23 protein-coding genes are annotated in these 22,808 nt (G+C 36.4%); 12 read left to right on the forward strand and 11 right to left on the reverse strand.

Annotated elements, in window-relative coordinates:
- Nucleotides 1-2 precede the first annotated feature (2 nt).
- The 3 genes from TYM08_RS08130 to TYM08_RS08140 all read right to left on the reverse strand — a co-directional run bounded on the left by TYM08_RS08130 (nt 3) and on the right by TYM08_RS08140 (nt 3,026).
- Nucleotides 3-245: a GlsB/YeaQ/YmgE family stress response membrane protein gene (locus tag TYM08_RS08130; protein ID WP_422382474.1), complete on the reverse strand. Its 243-nt coding sequence runs from the start codon at nt 243-245 to the stop codon at nt 3-5.
- Between the two features lie 204 nt (nt 246-449).
- On the reverse strand, nt 450-659 hold the full coding sequence (locus TYM08_RS08135) for a DUF3185 family protein (RefSeq protein WP_422382475.1): 210 nt from the start codon (nt 657-659) through the stop codon (nt 450-452).
- 15 nt (nt 660-674) lie between these two features.
- Entirely contained in the window at nt 675-3,026 is a 2,352-nt protein-coding gene (locus TYM08_RS08140) for a GH36-type glycosyl hydrolase domain-containing protein (RefSeq protein WP_422382476.1), read from the reverse strand.
- 151 nt (nt 3,027-3,177) lie between these two features.
- Between TYM08_RS08140 and TYM08_RS08145 the strand changes: the two genes are divergently transcribed.
- From TYM08_RS08145 to hisG, 3 genes are all read left to right on the forward strand, one after another.
- Nucleotides 3,178-4,029, forward strand: coding sequence for a helix-turn-helix domain-containing protein (locus tag TYM08_RS08145; RefSeq protein ID WP_422382477.1), 852 nt, complete (start codon nt 3,178-3,180; stop codon nt 4,027-4,029).
- On the forward strand, nt 4,010-4,819 hold the full coding sequence (locus TYM08_RS08150) for a DUF4380 domain-containing protein (RefSeq protein ID WP_422382478.1): 810 nt from the start codon (nt 4,010-4,012) through the stop codon (nt 4,817-4,819). Before TYM08_RS08145 ends, TYM08_RS08150 begins: the two co-directional genes overlap by 20 nt.
- Nucleotides 4,820-4,884: 65 nt before the next feature.
- Nucleotides 4,885-5,727, forward strand: a complete 843-nt coding sequence (gene hisG, locus TYM08_RS08155; protein WP_422382479.1) for an ATP phosphoribosyltransferase — start codon at nt 4,885-4,887, stop codon at nt 5,725-5,727.
- 59 nt (nt 5,728-5,786) lie between these two features.
- On the opposite strand, the gene TYM08_RS08160 is transcribed toward hisG, so the two are convergent.
- The gene (locus TYM08_RS08160) at nt 5,787-6,170 is read right to left on the reverse strand and encodes a hypothetical protein (protein ID WP_422382480.1); all 384 of its coding nucleotides are present in this window, start codon (nt 6,168-6,170) and stop codon (nt 5,787-5,789) included.
- A 3-nt stretch (nt 6,171-6,173) separates the two neighbouring features.
- Nucleotides 6,174-6,455 carry a hypothetical protein gene (locus tag TYM08_RS08165; protein ID WP_422382481.1) on the reverse strand — a complete coding sequence of 94 codons (282 nt, stop codon included), beginning with the start codon at nt 6,453-6,455 and terminating at the stop codon, nt 6,174-6,176.
- A 64-nt stretch (nt 6,456-6,519) separates the two neighbouring features.
- On the opposite strand from TYM08_RS08165, the gene dapE reads away from it, so the two are divergent.
- Nucleotides 6,520-7,656: a succinyl-diaminopimelate desuccinylase gene (gene dapE / locus TYM08_RS08170; protein ID WP_422382482.1), complete on the forward strand. Its 1,137-nt coding sequence runs from the start codon at nt 6,520-6,522 to the stop codon at nt 7,654-7,656.
- Between the two features lie 66 nt (nt 7,657-7,722).
- On the opposite strand, the gene TYM08_RS08175 is transcribed toward dapE, so the two are convergent.
- From TYM08_RS08175 to TYM08_RS08185, 3 genes are read right to left on the reverse strand one after another with little or no spacing between them, the layout of a single operon-like run.
- Nucleotides 7,723-9,327: an HD domain-containing phosphohydrolase gene (locus TYM08_RS08175; RefSeq protein WP_422382483.1), complete on the reverse strand. Its 1,605-nt coding sequence runs from the start codon at nt 9,325-9,327 to the stop codon at nt 7,723-7,725.
- Nucleotides 9,314-10,894: an ATP-binding protein gene (locus TYM08_RS08180; RefSeq protein WP_422382484.1), complete on the reverse strand. Its 1,581-nt coding sequence runs from the start codon at nt 10,892-10,894 to the stop codon at nt 9,314-9,316. The genes TYM08_RS08175 and TYM08_RS08180 overlap by 14 nt, the downstream gene beginning before the upstream one ends.
- Nucleotides 10,891-11,724 carry a phosphate/phosphite/phosphonate ABC transporter substrate-binding protein gene (locus TYM08_RS08185; RefSeq protein ID WP_422382485.1) on the reverse strand — a complete coding sequence of 278 codons (834 nt, stop codon included), beginning with the start codon at nt 11,722-11,724 and terminating at the stop codon, nt 10,891-10,893. The genes TYM08_RS08180 and TYM08_RS08185 overlap by 4 nt, the downstream gene beginning before the upstream one ends.
- Before the next feature lie 735 nt (nt 11,725-12,459).
- Here TYM08_RS08185 and TYM08_RS08190 point away from each other — a divergent pair.
- The 7 genes from TYM08_RS08190 to TYM08_RS08220 all read left to right on the forward strand — a co-directional run bounded on the left by TYM08_RS08190 (nt 12,460) and on the right by TYM08_RS08220 (nt 18,860).
- Complete coding sequence (locus TYM08_RS08190; RefSeq protein ID WP_422382486.1) at nt 12,460-12,876, forward strand: type IV pilin protein; 417 nt, start codon at nt 12,460-12,462, stop codon at nt 12,874-12,876.
- An 11-nt stretch (nt 12,877-12,887) separates the two neighbouring features.
- Entirely contained in the window at nt 12,888-13,415 is a 528-nt protein-coding gene (locus tag TYM08_RS08195; protein ID WP_422382487.1) for a prepilin-type N-terminal cleavage/methylation domain-containing protein, read from the forward strand.
- Nucleotides 13,415-13,840, forward strand: coding sequence for a PulJ/GspJ family protein (locus TYM08_RS08200; protein ID WP_422382488.1), 426 nt, complete (start codon nt 13,415-13,417; stop codon nt 13,838-13,840). The genes TYM08_RS08195 and TYM08_RS08200 overlap by 1 nt, the downstream gene beginning before the upstream one ends.
- The gene (locus TYM08_RS08205) at nt 13,837-14,448 is read left to right on the forward strand and encodes a PilW family protein (RefSeq protein ID WP_422382489.1); all 612 of its coding nucleotides are present in this window, start codon (nt 13,837-13,839) and stop codon (nt 14,446-14,448) included. Before TYM08_RS08200 ends, TYM08_RS08205 begins: the two co-directional genes overlap by 4 nt.
- A gap of 15 nt (nt 14,449-14,463) precedes the next feature.
- Nucleotides 14,464-16,743: a hypothetical protein gene (locus tag TYM08_RS08210; protein WP_422382490.1), complete on the forward strand. Its 2,280-nt coding sequence runs from the start codon at nt 14,464-14,466 to the stop codon at nt 16,741-16,743.
- A 192-nt stretch (nt 16,744-16,935) separates the two neighbouring features.
- Nucleotides 16,936-18,345 carry a pyruvate kinase PykF gene (gene pykF / locus TYM08_RS08215; protein ID WP_422382491.1) on the forward strand — a complete coding sequence of 470 codons (1,410 nt, stop codon included), beginning with the start codon at nt 16,936-16,938 and terminating at the stop codon, nt 18,343-18,345.
- A 221-nt stretch (nt 18,346-18,566) separates the two neighbouring features.
- The gene (locus tag TYM08_RS08220) at nt 18,567-18,860 is read left to right on the forward strand and encodes a hypothetical protein (RefSeq protein ID WP_422382492.1); all 294 of its coding nucleotides are present in this window, start codon (nt 18,567-18,569) and stop codon (nt 18,858-18,860) included.
- A 69-nt stretch (nt 18,861-18,929) separates the two neighbouring features.
- Here TYM08_RS08220 and TYM08_RS08225 read toward each other — a convergent pair whose 3' ends face one another.
- Genes TYM08_RS08225 through TYM08_RS08235 form a run of 3 tightly spaced genes read right to left on the reverse strand, consistent with a single transcriptional unit; the run spans nt 18,930 to nt 20,701 of the window.
- Nucleotides 18,930-19,385 carry a DUF6691 family protein gene (locus TYM08_RS08225; protein ID WP_422382493.1) on the reverse strand — a complete coding sequence of 152 codons (456 nt, stop codon included), beginning with the start codon at nt 19,383-19,385 and terminating at the stop codon, nt 18,930-18,932.
- 5 nt (nt 19,386-19,390) lie between these two features.
- Nucleotides 19,391-19,819, reverse strand: a complete 429-nt coding sequence (locus TYM08_RS08230) for a YeeE/YedE family protein (RefSeq protein ID WP_422382494.1) — start codon at nt 19,817-19,819, stop codon at nt 19,391-19,393.
- Nucleotides 19,820-19,828: 9 nt separating this feature from the next.
- Entirely contained in the window at nt 19,829-20,701 is an 873-nt protein-coding gene (locus TYM08_RS08235; protein WP_422382495.1) for an MBL fold metallo-hydrolase, read from the reverse strand.
- Between the two features lie 423 nt (nt 20,702-21,124).
- Here TYM08_RS08235 and TYM08_RS08240 point away from each other — a divergent pair, with 423 nt between their 5' ends.
- Nucleotides 21,125-22,792 (forward strand): SulP family inorganic anion transporter, encoded by a 1,668-nt coding sequence (locus TYM08_RS08240; protein WP_422382496.1) that lies wholly within the window; start codon nt 21,125-21,127, stop codon nt 22,790-22,792.
- Nucleotides 22,793-22,808: the final 16 nt, after the last annotated feature.

The following is a 22,808-nucleotide window of genomic DNA, read 5'->3' on the forward strand; positions in this document are numbered from 1 at the left end:
CTTTATGGTTTTGTAAGGATGCGGATTAAATAAAGTAATAAACATGCCCCAACGGTAGAGGTGATGATTGAGCCAATTATGCTGTCAGCATAAAAGCCTGCGAGTCCAAAAGTAAACCCGCCAATTATCGCACCGACTATGCCTACAACGATATTGCCAATTAAGCCAAACCCTTTTCCTTTCATGATATTGCCAGATAACCATCCAGCAATGCCACCGATAAATAATGATGCAATGATGCTCATGTAAACTCTCTTTTTGTAGGATTTATTGTAACGATACAGTACATGTCAGCGTTACACAAAACTGCGTTATAAGTGAATATTGACCACGTAAATTCATACCTGTCGCCTGATATTGCCGATTGCTACATGGAAGTAGCTTATTAGGCAATGCAGATGCTATTAACAATCACAATTCGAGCAGTTGCGGATTGCACTGAACAAACATTATTTTTTAATAATTAAAAACATCCCAACAACTGTGGTGATAGCACTACAAATATAAAGCCACATCACTTTATCTGTATGAGCACCGGTGATAACTTGGGTGACCTTGGATCCTATGGAATCTGAAAGTTGAACCCCCCAAATTCCAAGTCCAATTCCTGCAATCAACAATACTAATCCAATAATTTTAATGCGTGTATGGGTATTCATTTAATGCCTTAATTATTAAAAGTAAACCACAACATCATAAGTAGTATTGGCTTTGATATCACGGATTATTGAGTCTGTTATTGTTTCAGCGTTAACATCCACGCGTAAAGCATCATTGTCAGATTTGATATAGCGAACATTAAAAATAGCGCCTCTAAATTCACGAGTACAATGAGCTTCTTGCCATTGACTTGGTAATTTAGGTTGAATATTTAAGCCTTCAGGGCAGCCTTTTAATCCCATCATTTCTTCGCAAGTTAAACGGTAGAACCAAGCGGCAGTACCTGTATTGAACAGGTGACTTGAGCGGCCTGCAGTTCGAGGAAATTGATAATATGCGCCGCGATAATAATTAGGAATATAAACCGGTAATTGGCCGCGTTGTTTGATATCGGCGTCATTGGGTCCTGAAATCATTTTTCGTAATACATCAAATGCTTTATCGGACTCATTTAATTGATACAAGCTTGATGCATAAAACGCGGCGGCATGGTTATAAACGGATCCATTTTCAGCACTGCCTGGCCATTTTTGTGTGACTCGACCCACATCATCACGCATGGCTGTATAAGCAGGTGCGTACATCATCACACCATATGGTGTGTTTAGTTGTTCATCAATGGCGTTAAACATTTTTTGTTTTTGGTCATCAGAAGGGGCGCCACACATAAGTGCCCAGCTTTGTGCATTTAAGAAAATTTTACCTTCTTTGTCTGCATTTACGCCAAAAATGACGCCGTCATCAGTGATGCCACGACCATACCAATTGCCGTCCCATAATTCGTTATTAATGCATTTGTTAATTTCTTGGGCAGTTTGATTCAGTTGATCCGCTTGGGTTTGATCGTTTTTAATAACACAAACTTTAGCCCATTTTTGAATCGCAAAACTGACCGCTTCAGTTAACCAGCCTGATACGCCTTTGCCTTTGTAACCCACCATGTTCATAGGGTCACACCAATCGCCTTGAGCGATGTAGTTAAGGCCTCGATGATCACGCTCTTTGATTAAAAATTGCATGGCTCGTGATAAATGATCGTACACAGAAGTGATTTCATCGCTATCGCCCCATTTAACTTGTTCATCTAAAATAGCCCAGTCAGCGGTTTCATTTAAATACGCTTCAATCACAATGGTTAACCAAACAGGGTGGTCAGTGTGAGGGATTTGGTTTATGTATTTAAGCTCAGCTTCATCGGTTAGCAAAATACCATCTGGCATCGCACCTGATGATTCTTGTTGGCTAAGAGCATGTAAAATAGATGCGCGAGTGCTGTCGGGTTTGATGTACGCCATACCCATTGCATCTTGTAAATAATTACGAGTTTGCGGGTCAGTTGATAAACGATTGGAATCGCCATGATAAAACACTTGGCGCGGTAACCAATTATTAACAAAATTATTTAATTGATCATCCGGTGTGTGAATATCAAAACAGCCATTTCCTGAATGAATATAATCTTCATAATCATGGATTTTGTCGTTTAAACTGCCATCAAATAACTTCGCTTTAAGATTTTTAATTTCGGCTTTATCAAATGCTGGGCCAAACAAAAGCGTGGTATCTTCTTGTTGGTTTGATGCTAATTCCAATTCAAATTGCATGATACAAGCAGGCATTTCGTATAAAGCATTGCCGTTTGTAAGATTTTGCTTGTCTTGTAAGGCAGAAGGGTTGTGCAAGCCACCATCGCCTTCGAATTTTTGAAGTGCCACTTCATACGAGTTAGGCGTACGATCCGCTGTTAAATACGTGATGTCTTTAAAATGCTTTTGCTTGAAGTGATCTTCTACTTTTTGATAAGGCGAAATACAAGTACAAACCACCGCGTTTAGTTCTTTATCAAAATCGCCCCCCATATTCATCCAAGATGAATATCCAACAGGGAAATAAGGGATTAAAGAAATTTTACGAGGTTTGTTCGATAAGTTTTTAACACTCACTTGGTAGACTTCTGCGACTTCGTCATTCACTAATGTTAAACGTATTGTGATTTCGATTCCAAATTTTTGTGCCACCCAGGTCACATCGCTCAAGCCAGGAATAAACTTAAAGTCATCTAGCTTAACTTTCATAGGCTCATAAGGCGCTGAGAACATTTCACCAGTTTCATCATCGCGTACATAAAAGAAACGACCAGGATGATGGGAGAAATAAGGTTGTTCAGGTTGCATGAAGCTTTTGGCGGCAAGAGAAGGTATGTGAGCGTATTTTGCAGGTTCAGGTTGCATGAATTGGCCAACTGCGTATCCTCGGCAGCTAACTTGCACCATCATTTTTTTATTCCACAAATAGGCTGCGCTATTTGGAGCAATATCTGGATTGTCTAAAAGGTACTTTGCACCGTCTTCAATAAACTGACTCATCTAACATCTCGCTTAATTCAATTACCTTCAACACTGCTGTTTTATACCAGTATTGATTTTTTAATGGGTTTTATGTGAAAAACGCGCACTATAAAGTAAACTGAACTAAAAACAATATTTTAAACTCTTAATAATATGTGTGAAACTCTCAATGAAAATCATAATCGATAATCAATTGGTGCTTGGTGATAAGTCAAAAGAGCGATTTATGACCCCAAAAGAGGTGCCTATTTTAACGTCAATGGGGGTCTCAATGGCGGGTATGACGAAGGTTGTAGATAAATACCTTTGTTCCAGAAGTGCCCCCCATCATCATCGATTATTAATTAGTGTCGAAGGCTGTGCATCAATTAATAGTCATAGAGGGCATTTTGAAATTTTGCCCGAACAATCTATTTTATTCCCCGCTGGACAAGATTTTGTGTATTACGCAAATCAACCTTGGGATTTTATATGGTTTATGTTGCCCAAAGAATTATCACCTGATTTGTTGCCTCAAACGTTAAAAGTTGAAACGTTTGAACACAGTGAAGAGATTTTCCATATATGTGTTTTACTGCAAATCACTCAAACTTCATTACTCAAAGATACGTTAAGCCAGCGGTTACAATATTTAGTAGAGCAGGCATTAAAGCGGTCAATTGTTGCAGGAAATGGAGCGATAAAATTACATCGACTTTTTGCAAACGTCGAACAACAATTGCATCTCTTGTGGACTGTAGAGGATCTATCTACTCAAATGCATTGTTCAAAAGCCTCATTACATCGTCATTGTATGAAAGAATACGATTGCTCACCCATGCATAAAATTACCCAGCTTAGAATGCGCAGAGCCTGTGATTTATTAAATCAAACAGATTGGTCAATTAAGCAAATTGCACAACAAGTCGGCTTTAAAGATCCATTAAATTTTTCACATCGTTTTAAACAATGGCATAATCTCAGTCCAAAGCATTATCGAGCAAACAAAATCGAGCCAACAAATGACAATATTAACAATTAGTAACAACAACCTAAGCATGGGTATTTCAACTTCAGGGGGCAGAATAGTCTCGTTTAAAATCGATGATCAAGAGTCATTGGTGCAACAAGGGATTCAAGTAGGTTCAACTTTTTGGCCTGCACCTCAATCATTGTGGGGGTGGCCGCCTCCAGCAATTTTGGATGAAGAACAATATGATGTATTAGAGCACAGTGAAACCTGTATTGTGTTGCAATCTAAAGCAGATGATAAGTTAGCAGTGAAGCTTCAAAAAATCTTAACATGTAAGAAAAATGGAATTGAAGTGACTTATAAGTTAGTCAATATTAGTGAAAAGCCAAACCAAATGGCGCCTTGGGAGATCACTCGGTTAGAAGGTGGTGTGACGTTTTATGAAAGTAGTTGCCAATTAGAGTCTCAATCCACATGTGATATTGAACAACTGGGAAAGTACCAATGGTATGATTATCAGCCTGAATTACTTGCCGATCCTGTACCTAAAATTTTTGCAAATGAATCTACAGGTTGGCTTGCAAATGCGCACAAAGGGTTGTTGTTAATAAAACAATTTACCCCAGTTGAAAAGTGCAACGTTGCCCCTGGTGAAAGTGAAGTTGAAATATACGCTCATCAAGATGCAGCGAATGCTTATATTGAAATTGAGCAACAAGGCGCCTTTGAAGTCATTGAATCCGGTGAGTCTTTAAGTTGGTCGGTATTGTGGTGTTTAAGCCGCTTAGATAAGCAAGTTACTATTAAATCTGGAAATCAATTATTAATTGATCATGTACACAATCACTTAAAGCTGTGAACTCTATTGTGAACCATGTAGAATACGCCACTTTTTAAAATTGAATGAGTGTTTGAGGATTCATTATGATCAAAATTGCCGTACCCAATAAAGGTGGATTGTTTGGGCCAACGTTAGAATTATTAAGTGAATGTGGTTATCACATCAAAAAATCTGAGAAAGCGTTGACGTGCATTGATCATAAAAACAACGTTGAATTCTATTTTATTCGGGCAAGTGATATCCCAATGTATTTATCTGCTGGCATCATTGATATTGGAATTACGGGTATTGATTTTTGTGTTGAGCGCCAATCCAAAGCGGTTAAAGTGTTGGATTTAAATTTTGGTCATTCTAAATTATGCGTTGCTGTGCCAAATGAAAGTGAGATTACATCTCAGGATGAAATTCAAAATTTACGCATAGCAACTAGTTTTGTAAATACGACACAAGCATTTTTTGCAGGAAAAAATAATACTACTGTTGAGTTAGAAGGTGCCGTTGAAATTTCGGTTAAATTGGGTATTTCTGATGCGATCGTAGATATTGTAGAAACAGGATCGTCAATTAAGCAAGCAGGTTTGCGTATCATTGGTGAGCCAATGAGTTATTCAAATGCGGCTATCTTTACTCGCCCAGAGTACAAAGAAAATGATGAAATTAAAAAACTTACATCAAGAGTGGCAGGTAAAATTGTTGCTTCTCAATTTGTGATGATTGAATACGACGCACCAAAAGCCGTTTCTGAAAAGGCGTGCCAGTTAACTCCTGGTATTAAATCACCAACGATTACACCTCTAAAAGACACAAGTTGGGTGGCGGTTAAATCGATGATCGAGCAAGATAAGGTCAATGAGGTGATGGATCAACTAGAGTCATTAGGTTGTGAAGGGATTTATACAACTAAAATATTAAGTGCTCGTATCTAATTGAGCAAAAGCAAAAAAAGCAGCCATTGGCTGCTTTTTTTATGTCAGAAATAAAAGAATTATTTCCAGATGATTTCAGTGGTTTTTTCATTATCAATATTTAGCCAGCAGTCAGGGTTTTCTGTTTCATCTTCTTCCCAACTTGATTTTATGCATCGAGCTTGAATTTGAGTGTCTTGTACAAATTGTTGGGCGCAGGCTAAATCGTTATTCCATGTTGTGTTTTGGCTATCAAACCAAATGCTTGAAAAGCCAGATTGTGCCTTTAGTAGGACATTCACATCGATAATATGGTCTACAACAAAAATTTGAGTGCTAAGCATGTCGCCTTTTTTGCTAAATTCAACCGTTCGACTTGAAAGTGTGCTTAGCCAGTTTTTGATAGTTTCAGCGTCTTTCGTTTTTACGTAAATTTCAATATCGGGTTGGTTTTGACTGGACATGGTTTACTCATCTAAAAAGTATCTAAGGATGCGAAATACGCTCAACGCCATATATCCGCGAAAGCTGATTATGATACCAAATATTAATACAATTAACCCAACTAAAGTAATCAGTTCCGCTTGCAAAGAGGGTTCTGCCAAGGTGTTGGTCCAAACAATCACCATCATGCCAAGGGCAAACAGATAGCTGCCTTTTACTAACAAAGCAAAATTTTCAGTTGGTTTTTCCGATTGCTCAATAATCCATCGTTTACTAGATTGTTTAAACTGTTGGAAGTTAATCATGATTTATCCCTTTAAAAATCGTATAATGCGCCACCTTTTTTAGTTTAGTTGAAATATTTACGTTATGTCTGACTCTCGCACAATACAATATACCTACGATCTTTTATCTCGCCAGTCTGTGACACCAGAAGACTGCGGTTGCCAAGAATTTATTTCTGATACATTAGCGCCATCTGGTTTTGTGTCTGAACAAATGAATTTTGAAGATGTGAAAAACGTCTGGATTCGAAAAGGCACACAGTCTCCCGTATTTGTATTTGCAGGTCATACTGATGTTGTGCCAGTAGGCGATGCATCAAAATGGGATTCAGATCCGTTTGTGCCAACGCTTCGTGATGGAATGATTTACGCACGCGGAGCCGCTGACATGAAAGGCTCAATTGCCTGTTTTATGGATGCTGCTGAGCAATTTGTAAAAGATTTTCCTGACCATAAAGGTTCGATCGCGATGTTAATTACGTCCGATGAAGAGGCTGATGCCATCAACGGCACCGTTAAAGTGGTTGAAGTATTAGAAAAACGTAATGAAAAAATGGATTACTGCTTAGTGGGTGAGCCTTCAAGTAGTGATGTCGTTGGTGATACCATCAAAAATGGCCGTCGTGGTTCAATGATTGGTCGGTACACGTTCCATGGCGTGCAAGGTCATGTTGCATACCCTCAATTGGCCGATAACCCTGTACATAAAATATTGCCATTTTTACAAGAAATGGTGGACACAGTTTGGGATGAAGGTAATGAGTTTTTCCCAGCAACCAGCTTTCAAATCTCAAACATCAACAGTGGTACAGGCGCTACTAACGTCATTCCTGGTGAATGTCACATGATGTCGAGCTTTCGTTTTTGTACTGAATCGTCACCAGAATCATTGCAAAAACGTGTTCAAGATATGTTAGATAAATACGGCATTAATGCTGAAGTAAATTGGGAAATTTCTGGTTTGCCCTTTTTAACTGGTCGTGGAAAATTTGTAGATGCGGCCATGAGTGCCGTAAAAGAAGTGATGGGTTTTGAGTCAGAACTTTCCACTGCTGGTGGAACATCTGATGGTCGCTTTATTGCGCCAACGGGTACTCAGGTTATGGAGTTGGGCCCTGTAAATGCAACCATTCATAAAGTGAATGAATGTGTGAAAAAAGACGATTTAGAGAAACTAACAGAAATTTATTATCAGATTTTGAAAAACATGTTGGTAGATTAAACGTTTAACTCTCTATAAATATTAAGCCAGAGCATATTGTGACTCTGGTTTTTTCGGCTTTTTTGTCTAGTTTTTATTATTTTCTATCTCTGTATCGATTTCATCGTGCAGTTTCGCTTCAATATGAATCACAAGATGGTGGTTGATTTCTTTTTCAAACTTTTTAATGTTTTCAATGTTCACTTTGCTAAGTTGTAATCCCTTTGGTAATAAAATTACACCCATGTCAGTTTTTATATCTTGAGTGAGTATCATCTCTGGTTTTAATTGAAATACTTCGACGCTTTTAGAGTGGGTTTGATCTTTAAATTCTCCTTGGTTGATTAAATCAAGAAATGCTTCAACCAAATGTAAATCATATTTACTGCCTTTATGTTTATGTAAATATTCATTTGCTTGAGTTTTTGTCATTGGTTTATTGAAAAAACGACCTGAAATTATCGCGTCATAATCACTGCATAAACAAATGATACGTGCACCAATGTGTATAGATTTCGCCGTTAGTGCATTAGGGTAACCGCTACCATCTAAGTATTCATGATGTTGTTTGATTATTTGAGCTGCTATTTTTAAATCAGAATTTTTACTTAAAAGTGTTTCCCCTAAAATTGGGTGTTGTTGATACAGCTCCAAATTTTTTCCCTTTAAGGATTGCGCAGGTTTTGCCAAAATATCATCTTTTAAACCCAGTGTACCAATATCATGAAGATACGCGGCTATTGTTATTTGTCGAACTTGTTCGTCATCTAATTTTATTTTATGTGCAATGGCTGTGGCAAATTCACATATACGTTTGCTGTGACCTATGGCGTGATTTTCACGCATTTGTACCACGTCATTTAATAATTGAGTGGTTGAATCAAGATGTGATTTTAGCTGGTCATTAATCTGTTGCATGATGATTAAGCCTTGCTCAACTTCTGCAGTTTTTTGTTTGTTCTCTTCTAATAATTCTTGATTGTGTTTGTTGATTTGTTCAAGAATTAATAAACCCTGTTCTACTTCTGCGCTTCTTTGAATGTTGTCTTGGGTTAAGCTTTGTTTGTGTCTATCGATTTGTTCTAAAATAATTAATCCTTGCTCCACTTCGGCACTTTTTTGTATGTATTCTTGTTTAAGGTTTTGATTGTCACCATCAACCATATTTAAAAGTAACAGGCCTTGTTGAACTTCTGCTGTTTTTTGCTTGACGTCTTCTTTTAAATGTCCGTTTAAATCAATTAATTTAATGTTATTTGATTTTAATAATTTATTCTGTTCAACCAATAAATACCTTAAGCGTAATTTTTCTAATTCACTTTTTCTATATTCAATCGCCATTTCTATGGTTTGAATTAAGGTTTCATTGTTCCAAGGTTTATGTAAATAATTAAAAATTTTTCCGTGATTAATGGCACGGGCGGTATCTAAATCATTTGAAAAACCTGTTAACAAAATGCGAATAGTATGGGGATGAATTTTTGCAATTTCTGTAAATAATTCAGCGCCATCCATATTGGGCATTTGCATGTCACTAACGATGACCCAAAAATTATGCTTCTCCACTAATGTTAAAGCAGATGCTGCACTATCAGCAGTAAAAATATTCCATGAAGTATCAATGCAGGTTCTATTCAAGGCTCTTAATACACCAGGATCATCATCGACAAATAATATTTTAATTTTGCTCATTATTTTTTTCCGTTTCTAATATTGAATTCTCATTGTTTAAAAATCTAATTGTAAATTTAGTGCCACTGGCAGGTTTGCTTGCTACACAAATATTTCCATTAAATTCTTCGATGATGCCATATACAATACTTAATCCAAGGCCAGTGCCTTTTCCGATAGGTTTAGTTGTAAAAAAAGGATCAAATAATCGATTTAATGTCAGCTCGTCCATGCCATTTCCATTATCTTCAATTTCAAATAATACATAATTTTTTTCCTCCAATGCCGAAATTTTTATTAATCCTGATTTTGAATTGATATGATTTTCTAATTCATTGATTGCGTCACAAGAATTAATAATTAAATTTGTCAGTAATTGAATAAATTTACTGTCGTTTCCCATAATTGTGATGTCTTTAGAAATTTGAAAATCAAAGTGAATATGATTCGGTAATGCGCTCTTCATCAATACAAACGCGTTGTCGATATTTTCTTGAATATTAATTGGATGCAGTTGGGTTTGTGTTTGACTGCTTGAGAATGTTTGTAAGCCTTTCACAATTTGACCGATTTGAATTAATGCACTTTGGCAGTCTTTGATTAATTCAGGTAAATCTGAAAAAATAAAAATGGATTTTTTGTCTTTAGGATTAATATGTTGACATAAATGTTCCGTGTATTTTTGCATGCTACTGAGGTTGGCTGTAACGCTGCTTAGTGGTGTGTTTATTTCATGGGCAACCCCTGAAGATAATAATCCGATCGATGCCAGTTTTTCTTGTTCAACTAATTGTTTTTGGGCTTTTTTTAATTCGTCATTTGTTTTTTGTAATGCTTGAGTTCTTCTATTTACTCTGTCTTCAAGTTCGGCATTTATGGTTTTTAAGCTGTGTTCGTAATCATCTCTTTGATGTTTAATCTGTAATAATTGGGCTCGCATGTGATTATAAGTGTTGGTTAATTCACCGATTTCATCTTTGCTTGTTGTGTTTATTTCTACTGAATAATCGTCATTTGCGATGGCGATACTTGCTCGATTTAAATGGGTCAATTGGGACGTTAAATAACAACCTAAAATATATGAAAATAATGCAACTAACATTATTTCAATTCCTGCAAATATAAATAAATTCTTTTGTGTGTTTAAAATAGATTGCTGTAACGACTGTACATTAAAACCTAGTTGGGTTGAGCCAAAGGGTTGAATGCCCGCTAATATGTCAGATTCAAAATCGTAGACACCATCAGTGACTCGACTTAATTCCAAGTCAGCGATAAAGGGTTTATTAAGATTGGTTGAGTCACCTAATTCTAAAATTGGCTGTTGATCAATGTTAAAAATTTTAATATAAGCCACGGAATTATTTTCAATCATTTTTTCGCTGATATCTAATACAGTAGCTTGATCATAGGAAAGCAATGCGTCGTTAATTGAAGCGACATACAAATTACTTAAGCTATAAATACGTTCATTAATTTGAGTTTGATTGGTTTGTTTAAGGTTATTTAATACAGTCATAATAATGATTGCTAACAATACAAATTCAATGGATGCAATGCCTATTATGGTTTTATATCGAAATTTCATGGTGAGACCAAATGCTGTAATAGATCAATGTTTAATGCCCGTACATCATTCCAGTCAGCATTTGTTGCTATTTCTAATTCAGGAATATTGATGCTCATCAGTGCTTTTTTTCCTTTCTCACTTGATTGCATATCTAACATAATTTGTTGAAATAACAACATAGTGCTTTGTGGCACGTTAGGGTGTGCTGCAAAAGCATGGGGTGTGTACTTTGGGCTACTCCACAGGATTTTGAGTTGTTGGAAGGTCTCGCTTCGGGTATTTTTTAATGTTCGAACAATGCCGCCACCTGCAATAAAGTGATGTTGTGCAATATTTAAATACACGGAGTCATGTGAAGAGACGTATACAGGCTGATAATTTACGCCAATTTGCTTAAGTTTGGCTTGTAAAATAATCGACGCTGCAAAAGCTGCGGGTGAAGGAAAGGCAATGTTTATGTGCTCAAACTGTTTTAATTGCTCAATGTCATTAAGTTCACTGTCTTTAGATACAACAATGATGCCTTGAATGCCTTTGTTTTTTTGTTTGAGTAGGGCTTGATATCCCGGGTTTTCGTTAAAAACCGTGAAGTGATAAGGGTTCATATAGGCAAAATCGTATTCTGAATTTGCTAAACGTTTCTCAAAAGTAGGGATGTCCTTAGCGGTACTAAATAAAAACGTGTCGCCAGTTTGCTCACTTAATATAGACAATAGTGGGCTCCAAAGTTGAGCCAGTTTCGTCGCACTTTGTTGAGGAACGATGCCAAATGTATAGGTATCTGCAAAACTCACATTGTAATGAAATGTAAAAATGAAAAATCCGATTACGAAGCGTAATTTAGTCATTTTGGTATCTAATTTTTTTGAATGATGAATTCAGTATAGGAACGGCTCATGGTTTTCGCTTAATTAATTTTAAAGGGATTATAAGATTGTATGGTTAAGAAGGCGCAATTACATAACTCAAAAAAAAGCATTGTAATTTTTCAAGGTAAAGTCTTAATAAAAATTAATGAGTGGCTATTTATTTTATTACTTGAAAAATCAATCTGTAAAATGTAATCGATAACATTTCTTTTTAAAAAATATAAGATATTTTAATGAAGCCTTATGGGTATTGGATTTGAGTTTGGTTAACACTGTGTACTATTTTTTATTAAAAGGATGCTTATAAATTATTTAAAAACATAGAATATTTTATGTTTATTTATAGTGTATGTTCCTGATATAAAAAAACTTAAGCGCATAATAAAAATAAAATATGTGTTTAAGATTATTTTACAAATTTATAACTAAGCGTAATAGATAAAAAATAGACACAGTTTAACTGTGTATGATTTTTTAATAATTGAATGTGGTAATAGTCTTATATTTTAGTGTATTTCTATTAATTATAAATTTTTTTGTTTTTTATTTAAATACAAAATTAAGACAATGTGCATTTTTTTGTTTTTAATATAAACAAAAATTAAACGTACTAAGAACTTAATTTCACTGCGGGTGAAATTAGTTGTGGTAAAATGCTCGCGAAATTTGGCCTGATCGATACTTTAAAAGTATAGATTAAAAGAGCAGTAAAAAATGTTAAGTAGTAAACAAATTGAAAACGGTTTTACATTAATTGAATTAATGATTGTTGTCGCCATTGTGGGGATTTTAGCTGCAATCGCATTTCCTAGTTATAGTAATTATTTACGAACGGGTCGAATTGATACTGTTCAAAATGATGTGAAATTATTAGCCAATAGTGTCGATGCCATTTATGCACGACAACTTTCCTATCCTAGTAGCGCCAAAGATGCATCGACTGAAACTGAGATCCGAACAAAATTATCCGTCAATTGGCACTCTGCTTCTGGCAGTGATTTTGAATTTTCTATTGAATTTAATAATGGCTTTAAAATAATAGCGACAGGTAAACATGCTTCGGTATCTGACTGCATTATTGAATTAGATGATCAAAATGACTTGGATTTAACTCAATGTGTAAACGGTTAATGAGGGGCGTAATGAATAAAAACACAGGATTTTCATTAATTGAGTTGATGGTTGTCATTGCGATTATAGCAATTTTAGCTGGCATAGCAGTGCCCAGTTTTATTGCTCAAATTAATCATACTCGAATTGACGATGCGCAAAGTGCGTTAATTCAGGCAGTAGGTCGAGCCAGAGCGATAGCACTACGAAATGAAGTAGGTAATTTTGAAGGCAAACAAAGCACTGTTGTGTGTTTTGACTCAAGTACGACTGCGATTTCATTACATGGTGCTGTTCGAAATGTTGCAGGCACTTTGGTCGATGCAAATTGTACTGATAATCAAATTTGGATCCACAATACTCTGCATTCTGATATTAGAATTTATACCGTAACCTATGATGCTTTGCGTGATGAAAAGGCATTTTTGCAAATTGCATTTGATAATAAAGGTCGAATTGTTATTGGTTGTCCAACGGGAATACTATGTGCCCAAAATAATTTATTTTTAGTTAAATTAAATGGCACCTCGTATCAATCCGATGAAAAGGTGATTTATTAATGAAATACCCAATTAAAAAACAAATAGGTGATGCGTTATTAGAAGCATTAATTTCAATTGTTTTGATGGCAATCATCGTTTTGGGTGTTGCGTTTATTGGTGGGCAAGCTGCAAGAAATTTAGCTGAAACTAAATCCAATATTTTTGTGGTGAATCAATTAAAACAAAAGCTTGCAACATTAACTCGTGATGATATTTGCAATGGTGCAGGTGCGGGTAATTTTGCAATGCCAAATGGCACTGAAATTGAAATCAGCGAATCCAATTGCAACACACCTATCGCCATCACAATTAATGCCCAAAAAAATAATATTGATGTGACCGGTGTTAATGCGCCAACGTCTATGGATGCGCCGATTGTATTTGCAGCTTCGATTAATGGTTTGGAGTATCGAGTTGGCGGTGTGGTTAGAGGGGCGCCATGAATAATTTACAATCCATTAAATTAACATTTAATCAGCAAGGCGTTTCGTTAGTTGGGCTGATGATTGCGATGGTGATTTCATTGATGACACTGGCAGCTGCGAGCATGTTGTTTCAACAATCTTATCGAATATCTCATTCATTATCTAATGAGGCGATAATTGAAGGGGCGATTAGTACGGCTTTTTCGCAAATACAGCTTGAAGTTTTGAATGCAGGTTTTGGTTTGACCTCAAATGTGCCTGCTCATTTTGTCATTAAAGATGGGAATAGCATTTATTGGCGGTATGATTTAAAAGATTCAAATGGTGTGATTTGTAAAGGATTCAAACAAATTTCAAGTTCTAATCAATTAGAATTCCAATGGGTTGAGGCGACTTGTGATGAAACCACTGAGTTAACTGCCATCAATACTTGGTCAGCAAGTGGTGAATCGAACATCTTAGAAAAAAGCTCAAATACCATTTTAGTTTTTTCAGCCTCTTCAAGTGAGTGTTGGCCCTATGTGGATGGTACCGTTGCCACTCATATCAATTTTACAATAAAAGCAAAAATAAATAACGAAAGTGGCATCGAATACATTCAAAGTGTGTGTCTTGTTAATACATAATCTTAAGGGGTTATTATGACTGTTATCTCAAGAAAAAAATTCCCAAATATGGCTAAAAAACAAAGCGGCCTTGCAACCATTTTGGTTGTGATTGTCATTGGTATGTTATTGACTACTGCAACATTGGCGGTGATTTCAAATAATCGAAGTACTCAAGAAAGGCAGTTAGCAACTCATGCAATTGTGCATTCTCAAGCAGGATTATGGTCGGGGGTTGAATTGTTAAAGGATTATATTAAAAAGTTAACCGATGAAGAAAAACTGAACTTAACAGATCAAACCATTAACATTGCATTAGCAGATACAAATAGCGCCTATAAAATTGATCAAATTTCCTATACGCAAGCCACATTAACTGAAGTAGAAAATGTCAAAGCCCATATTTATTATCAAGACGTCGATGCAAAATCTAACTCTGCAATGGAAGTGTATTTTGAATTTGTAGAGTTAGGTTGTGATGAGAATGTAGAAAGTTGTTCGGATTTAGACGGTAATATTAATTTGTACGGTGATTTAGATCTAAAACAAGCCATTGAGATTGATGTTGGGGAAAACACAAAGGTGAATGTGGCGGGTAATATCACGTTTTCTGATGATGGTTCAATGCAAGGTATTGATGATTTAAATGCAACGGGTAATATTGATTTAGGCTCATCAACCAATCACTTTGAATTTATTAAATCAAACGGTACGTTTACAGCGTCTGGTGGGTCGGCTACATCCGTCAGTTCCAGAGGAGCAATCACGTTACTGGGCACATTTGTAACGGATTTGGCTCATTCTAATTCAACCATCACAAGTGCTTCATCAGAAGAAAATCTGATCTTTTTAGCTCAATCTAATATTTTCTTAGAAGCAGGGTCAAATGTTGATTATGTTCGCTCTAACGCAAAGGTTGATGTGAAAGGGGAGGTGGTTAATGTTGAAGCTCAAGGAGACGTCGACGTAGCGGCAAACATCCATAACGTTGAAACCATTAAATTATACGGTGATTCCTACTGTATAGAAGGCACAAATTGGGATAGCGGGCCTGAAGAGCTAACAATTAATCAAAACCCAGTGAATGTTGTGAGCCCAACAATGGGGTTGTCTACATCAAACTGTGCCGAAAACGATGAACTTATTTTTGATGACACCTTGGTGGTTGAAACAGTGCCAGAGGTTCCGCTTTATGAAATGAATAAGCCCAATGTAAATATTTGGGAATTAAAAGAGTTGGTAAATTATGCGTTTTCTTATGATCAAACGCAGGTGATTGATGCTCACAAAATCAGAGTGTATGTGAAAAATATTAAAGAAAAAGCGCAGGGGTCTTATTATGTTGTGGGTGCTGGTTCGCAACAAAAATTTTGTTTAGCTTTAACCATGGGGCAATGTGATTTAACTCAAGACTATATTTTGCCGTGTTTGGGTGAAGGCAATGAGGTTGTGAATTCTTGTTTTGCAGTTGAGTTAATTGAAGTAACACCTGAAATAGATCTGACAAATGATGACTTGGAAGGCAGTGTAATAGTGCAGGGTGCATTAGAAGAAGGTGAAGTGACTACTGATCCTGTGGAGGAAGAAATACAGGAGCAAGAGTATATTGTCACTTGGAAATTACAAGGACATACCATCGCGCCGGGGTCATATTTTTTTGAAGGTGATGTGATCGATAACACCCAGTTTTCTATTACAACCAAGCTGGCTACAAATAATTATTACAGTGGTGGCGTATTTAAAGATGCAATGGCACCAAATTTTGCTGGATACAAAGCGCTTTGTTTGAATAATTACGAAGATCTTGCTTTGTTGCCACAGGCTAGTACTTGGCAGCAAAGTACTAATTTTATCAATTATAGTCCGCTTCAATTTTGCGATTTTTCCGAAGAAGAAGCCATTAATACTAAGTCGGGTAATATCGTGATTGGCTCAGGTGGAACCAATCCAAGTGTGTCGCCATTAATATATGAAGGTGGAATAGTGGATTTCACTTTGGGAACAAGTTCTCGAGTATTTGGCACTATTATGGCCGGTGATCATCTTGTGACCGTAAATGATATTGGTATTCATGGGGCAGTGGTGGCGTTAAATGATAATGATTCCATGACGGTAGCAAATGAATTAAGTGGGTCTTCAGCAATTACTTATGACTCAGCAATTGGTGGCTATGATCCTACAATATTGCCAACTTCAAATTGTACTGCTCAAGACGGAACTTGGATACTTGATGAAAATGGGGACTCAACCTGTGTAGATGCCGTGATTCCTAAAGATGAAATAATTCCATCCGTCTCTTGGGCACGATTTTTATAAATTTAACTGCTGTGGGTTTGGAAATACCAAACCTGTACAGACCTTTAAATTCCCTACTCTATAAAAAAAAGCTGCACAAGACTGCCAACTCAAAAGCAAATCTGCTAGAATCCGCGCCATTCAAAAGTTGGGTGTCAAAATCCAACGAAAACACAACGTTTTTGGCAAATAAAGCCACTGGAGAGACCCACAATGAGAAAAACAAAAATTGTATGTACGATTGGACCTGCTTCTGAATCAAAAGAAATGCTAGGCAAGTTAAGTGAAGCGGGCATGAACGTAATGCGTTTGAACTTTTCCCATGGTGACTTTGATGAACACGGTGCTCGTATCACTAATGTTCGTGAAGTTTCAAAAGAGCAAAACAAAAAAATCGCAGTATTATTAGATACTAAGGGCCCTGAAATTCGTACGATCAAACTTGCTAATGGCGATGTTGTGCTAGAAGCGGGTCAAGAGTTTACATTAACAACTGATCAGTCGGTGTTAGGTGATAACACTCGTGTTGCGGTTACTTATGCCGATTTCGCAAAAGACTTAAGCGTTGGCAACACGATTTTATTAGACGATGGTTTAATTGAATTAGTTGTTACGTCTATTTCTGGTAACGACGTAATCACTAAAGTATTAAATACTGGTGAATTAGGTAACAACAAAGGCGTTAACCTTCCTGGTGTTAGCGTTAACCTTCCTGCATTATCTGAAAAAGATAAAGGCGATTTAGTTTGGGGTTGTGGTCAAAAAGTTGATTTTGTTGCTGCTTCTTTCATCCGTAAAGCATCAGATGTAACTGAAATTCGTGAATTGTTAACGGCTAATGGCGGCGGCGACATTCAAATCATCTCTAAAATTGAAAACCAAGAAGGTGTTGATAATTTCGATGCAATCTTAGAAGCGTCTGACGGTATCATGGTTGCTCGTGGTGATTTAGGTGTTGAAATTGCTGTTGAAGAAGTGATCTTTGCACAGAAGATGATGATTAAAAAGTGTAACGCGGCTCGCAAGCCTGTAATCACTGCAACACAAATGTTAGATTCAATGATCAAAAATCCACGTCCTACACGTGCTGAAGCTGGCGATGTAACAAATGCTATCTTAGACGGTACCGATGCGGTAATGCTTTCTGGTGAGTCTGCTAAAGGTAAATACCCAACTGAAACAGTAGGTATCATGGCAACAATTTGTGAACGTACAGATGATGCAATGAAGCAAAGCAAAAAAGCAGATGTTGCGGATGAAGAGGGTGCATTACGTGTAACTGAATCAATCTGTAAAGCAGCGGTTGCAACTGCACAGCACTTAGATGCTCAGTTGATTGTTGTAAGTACTACTGGTGGTAAAACAGTTAAGTCTGTTCGTAAATACTTCCCTAAAGCAATGATTTTGGCGTTAACATCTAATGCTAAAACTGCACAACAATTATGTTTAACTAAGGGTGTTGAAGCGCTTGTTGTTGACACTTTTACAAATAGCGATGAGTTCTATGTAACTGCTAAAAAATTAGCGGTTGAATCTGGTTTAGCTAAAGCTGGCGATACTATTATTACTGTTTCTGGTGCGTTAGTGGGTTCTACAAATACATCTTCAGTACACGTTTTATAATTTAAAACGCTGTTCTATAAAAAAAGCGAGCTTATGCTCGCTTTTTTTATGTTTGCGTGTTTGCTTTTGAGAAGTAAGTCGATTCAATTACGTGCATTTTTTAAAAAAGCAGATATGATACGTGCAAATTTTGATCGTACTATTTAAGTAATAGTAATAAATTATGTGCACAATGAATGTGCACATGCGTGACAGCAAATTGATAGAAAGGCAGTAATGTAATGAAAACAACAGAAGAAATTTTATTGGAAAAAATTAAAACAATCGTATATGCAGCACCTGAAAATTTAGCCGCAGAAATTAAATCTGCAAAAGATATGATTGAAAATGGTAAATTTATTACCCGTGGTCCAAACACTCAAGAGTTACACGAACAAATTAAAAAGTTAATTGCGGATCCGAAGAAATTTGCTAAATTAGGTGGATATTGGGCAAATAACATCTTTACGTTTGAGCATTATAAATTTGATGAAAAAACGTTAACGGATTTGTTGGCTAAAATCGAAGAAGATTAATTCCGATTCTATAAAAAAAAGCCTCTGTTTTGTACAAAACAGAGGCTTTTTTTTGCTCAAAATAAAAGATTAACCGGTGCAGGCATCTTCTACTTTTGCTTTGCGTGTTTGATAATGGCTCATTGCAAGTTTGGTTGCTAACGTACCAATGCTGTATGCTGCAATAATGAGCCAAACGTCTGTCCCACCAAAACTGATACTTGCAAACATCGGTCCTGGGCAGTAGCCCGCAATGCCCCAGCCAATACCAAACAGAGCTGCGCCAATTAATAACGGTTTATCAATGTCGGTTTTAGCAGGTTTATGGAAAATTTCACCTGCAATTAAGGGCGCTTTTCGTTTTGAAATTAATCGATAGGCAATCAAATTAACAAGTAATCCGCCACCCATTACAAAGGCTAGACTTGGATCCCAAGTACCTGCTAAATCTAAAAAGTTAATGACTTTAGTAGGGTCAATCATTTGGGAAAATGCCAAACCTAAACCAAATAAAATGCCCGTTAATAACGCTGTTAATAGTTTCATGTCAGTTATCCTAATAGGTGTCTAATAATGAAAACTGAAATAAACCCAGTGGCCATAAAGGAGAGGGTGGCAAAAAGGGATCGAAGTGAAAATCGACTTAAACCACAAATGCCGTGACCGCTGGTGCAACCAGAGCCTAGTGTGGTGCCTACGCCTACAATAATGCCGCCAATAATGATCCAAGTAGGTGATACAGCCGCTTTTATGGTGGTGCCGTCACCTGTAATTAAATGCCAAATAAACCCGCCAATCACAATGCCTAGAATAAAAACAACGCGCCAGCTTAGGTCGGATTTAGTAGGGACTAAAATCCCGCCAAATATTCCAGAAATGCCTGCGATGCGACCTTTAAATAAATATAAAAGTGCGGCTGAAAGCCCGATTAATGCGCCGCCAAAGAGGGCGGAATAAGGAGTGAAATTTACAATGGTCATATCTGTTGATTATCCTGCAAATTGAAAAGTTAGGTTTAATGGAATTTTTAAATAGTGTTTGTTGTTGTCCTCTTGTTTTGGTAAATGTCCTGCTTCAATATTCACTTGAATACTTGGAAATAATAAAACTGGGGCGGATAAACTGCTGTCTCGGGTTTCGCGCATGGTGACAAATTCTTCTTTAGTTGTTTGATCGGTTAACTGTTTGTTTGAAGCTTTGGAGTCTTTAATGCTGGTTGTGTATTTTAATTCTCGGCCATTAGGTAAATAATCGTGCCCAACAAAAATACGAGTGTTGTCATCTAGCTGATACAGCACTTCAGTTACGCTGTGATACAGTGCATTGGCATCGCCTTTAGGAAAATCACAACGGCCAGTGCCATAGTCAGGCATAAACAATGCGTCGCCAGTAAAGACTGCATCGTCTATTAAATAAGACAAACAAGCCGGTGTATGTCCTGGTGTGGGCAGTGCTTTTATTGTTAATGATCCAGCTGTTAATATTTGATTGTCTTTAATTAATAAATCAAATTGTGATCCGTCTGTTTGATGGTTTGATAAGTTGTAAATAACTTTAAATGTTTTCTGCACTTCACGAATATGCTCGCTAATGGCAATGTTTACATCAGGATAAATTTCTTTAAATAACTGACTGGAAGATAAATGATCAGCATGGGCGTGAGTTTCTAAAACTAAATGTAAATTTAGATTGTTTTGCTTTAAAAAATCCACCACTTTACTGAAAGATCGGTTTTCAAGTTTTGAGCCTACAGGTTGATAGTCTAAAACTGGATCAATGACTATTGCGTCTTTTGTGGATTCATCATAAACCACGTAGGTAAGGGTGAATGTTTGTTGATCATATAAAGCGTGGATGTTCATTTTGTTACTCCAAATACAGCTAAGCCAATATTTATTTGTGTATGATTAATTTTAATATTTAACAGTGGTTTCCAATAACTGTGCCAAAGTTGAATTCAAGCGTGATACAAATTAATGTATTAATACTTTAAAGGCTCGAAGACCAGTTACTATAAGTGTTCTGGGTTGATTTAAATGTGGATTAATATTTTGAATGGTGAGTTTTTGTAAAGGCAAACTTGATTTTGCCCTCAATTTAATTTTTGATGTATCAATAAATGAAACGTTTTTGATTTATGGTGAAGCGTATGGGTGATTAGAATTTACATCTAAACTTAATTTGTGAGCGATAGAGCCTGATATCATCGGGTATATAAGGTGTTTAGAAGGTTGGCATGTTACTTGAACTATAGTAATGAAATACATGAATAAAGATACACATATATGCTCAAACAATTTTATGAAACCAGTCGATTATTTCACTACCAAAAAAAATGGTTAGCAGGAGATGTGATCGCGGGATTTACCATTGCTGTGATGTTAGTGCCACAAGCCATGGCGTATGCAATGTTGGCTGGATTGCCGCCAATAATAGGTTTGTACGCATCCATTGTGCCTTTGATTATTTATGCTTTTATTGGAAGTTCCCATCAATTAGCTGTTGGTCCTGCTGCAATGGTTGCTTTATTAATCAGTGCTGGAGTGTCTCAATTAGCTGCGCCATTTTCTTCTGAATTTGTGTCCATCGCCATTACGCTTTCTTTAATGGTGGGAGTCATTCAATTTTTAATGGGAGTGTTTCGTTTAGGGTTTTTAACAAATTTTATTTCCCATCCTGTTGTATCGGGTTTTACAAGCGCAGCTGCAGTTATTATTTTGGTCTCACAACTTAAATCGTTACTAGGTATAAATGCGCCACGCACTGAAGGCTTTTTAGAAACAATCGAAGTGTTATTGCAAAATATTGGAAACGTTAACGGATATGCATTGGCATTAGGGTTGTTATCAATAGCTATATTACTAATAAGTAAAAAATTACATGTGTTAGTGCCAGGGGCATTAATTGCAGTTTTGATCACTACTGTTTTAACTTGGTGGTTTAACTTAAATGAAAAAGGCGTAGAAATTGTTGCTGATATTCCAACAGGGTTGCCAGCTTTTACAGTCCCAATTTTTTCATGGGATCAAATTATTAGCCTTTTACCTTTTGCTATTACGATTTCATTAATTGGGTTTATGGAATCCTATTCAGTTGCACAAAAATTCGCGATTAAAAACAAATACGATTTAAATCCAAATCAAGACTTAATAGGGTTGGGTCTTGCTAATATTGTCGGGTCATTCTTTAAAATATTTCCTGTAACCGGTGGGTTTGGTCGCACCGCTGCTAATGCAAATGCTGGGGCAAATACACAGCTGGCGGCGATTATTACCGCATTGTTAATTGCGATGACGTTGTTGTTTTTAACCCCTGTGTTTTATTATTTACCAAAATCAGCACTGGCTGCTGTGATAATCGTTGCTGTATTAAGTTTAATTGATATTCATGAAATACATCATCTTTATAAAGTAAAGAAATCGGATTTGGTTCTACTATTAATTACTATTTTGGCAACTTGGTTTTTAGGAATAAAAGAAGGTGTATTAATTGGAGTGGGTGTATCAGTTATCTGGTTTGTTTATAAAACCAGTCGCCCACATGTCGCTGTTTTGGGTAAGTTGCCTAATTGCAAAGACTATCGAAACATTACAAGACACAAAGAGGCGATTGAGCCAGAATGCGTGTTGGTTGTTCGAATGGATGCGCAATTATATTATGCCAATGCCACTTTTTTTAAAATGACCATAAAGCAATTGCTGCAAAAAACATTACGTCATCGATTAATTAAAGCGGTAGTTATTGAGGCAAGTGGTATCAATCAAATTGATTCAAGTGCTATTTCAGTTTTACTGACACTTAAAGAAGAATTGGAAAAACAAAATATTAAATTAATGTTAAGTGCCGTAAAAGGCCCTGTAAAAGATGTGATGCAACTTAGTGGGTTTTGGGATGAGGGTTGCGAGTATTTAAATACCCATAAAGCTGTAAAAAATGCACAATCCAATAATTAATCAAATGACAATAAAG

The sequence above is a fragment of the Marinicellulosiphila megalodicopiae genome (assembly GCF_045862395.1).
Classification (GTDB): Bacteria; Pseudomonadota; Gammaproteobacteria; order Pseudomonadales; family Natronospirillaceae; genus Marinicellulosiphila; species Marinicellulosiphila megalodicopiae.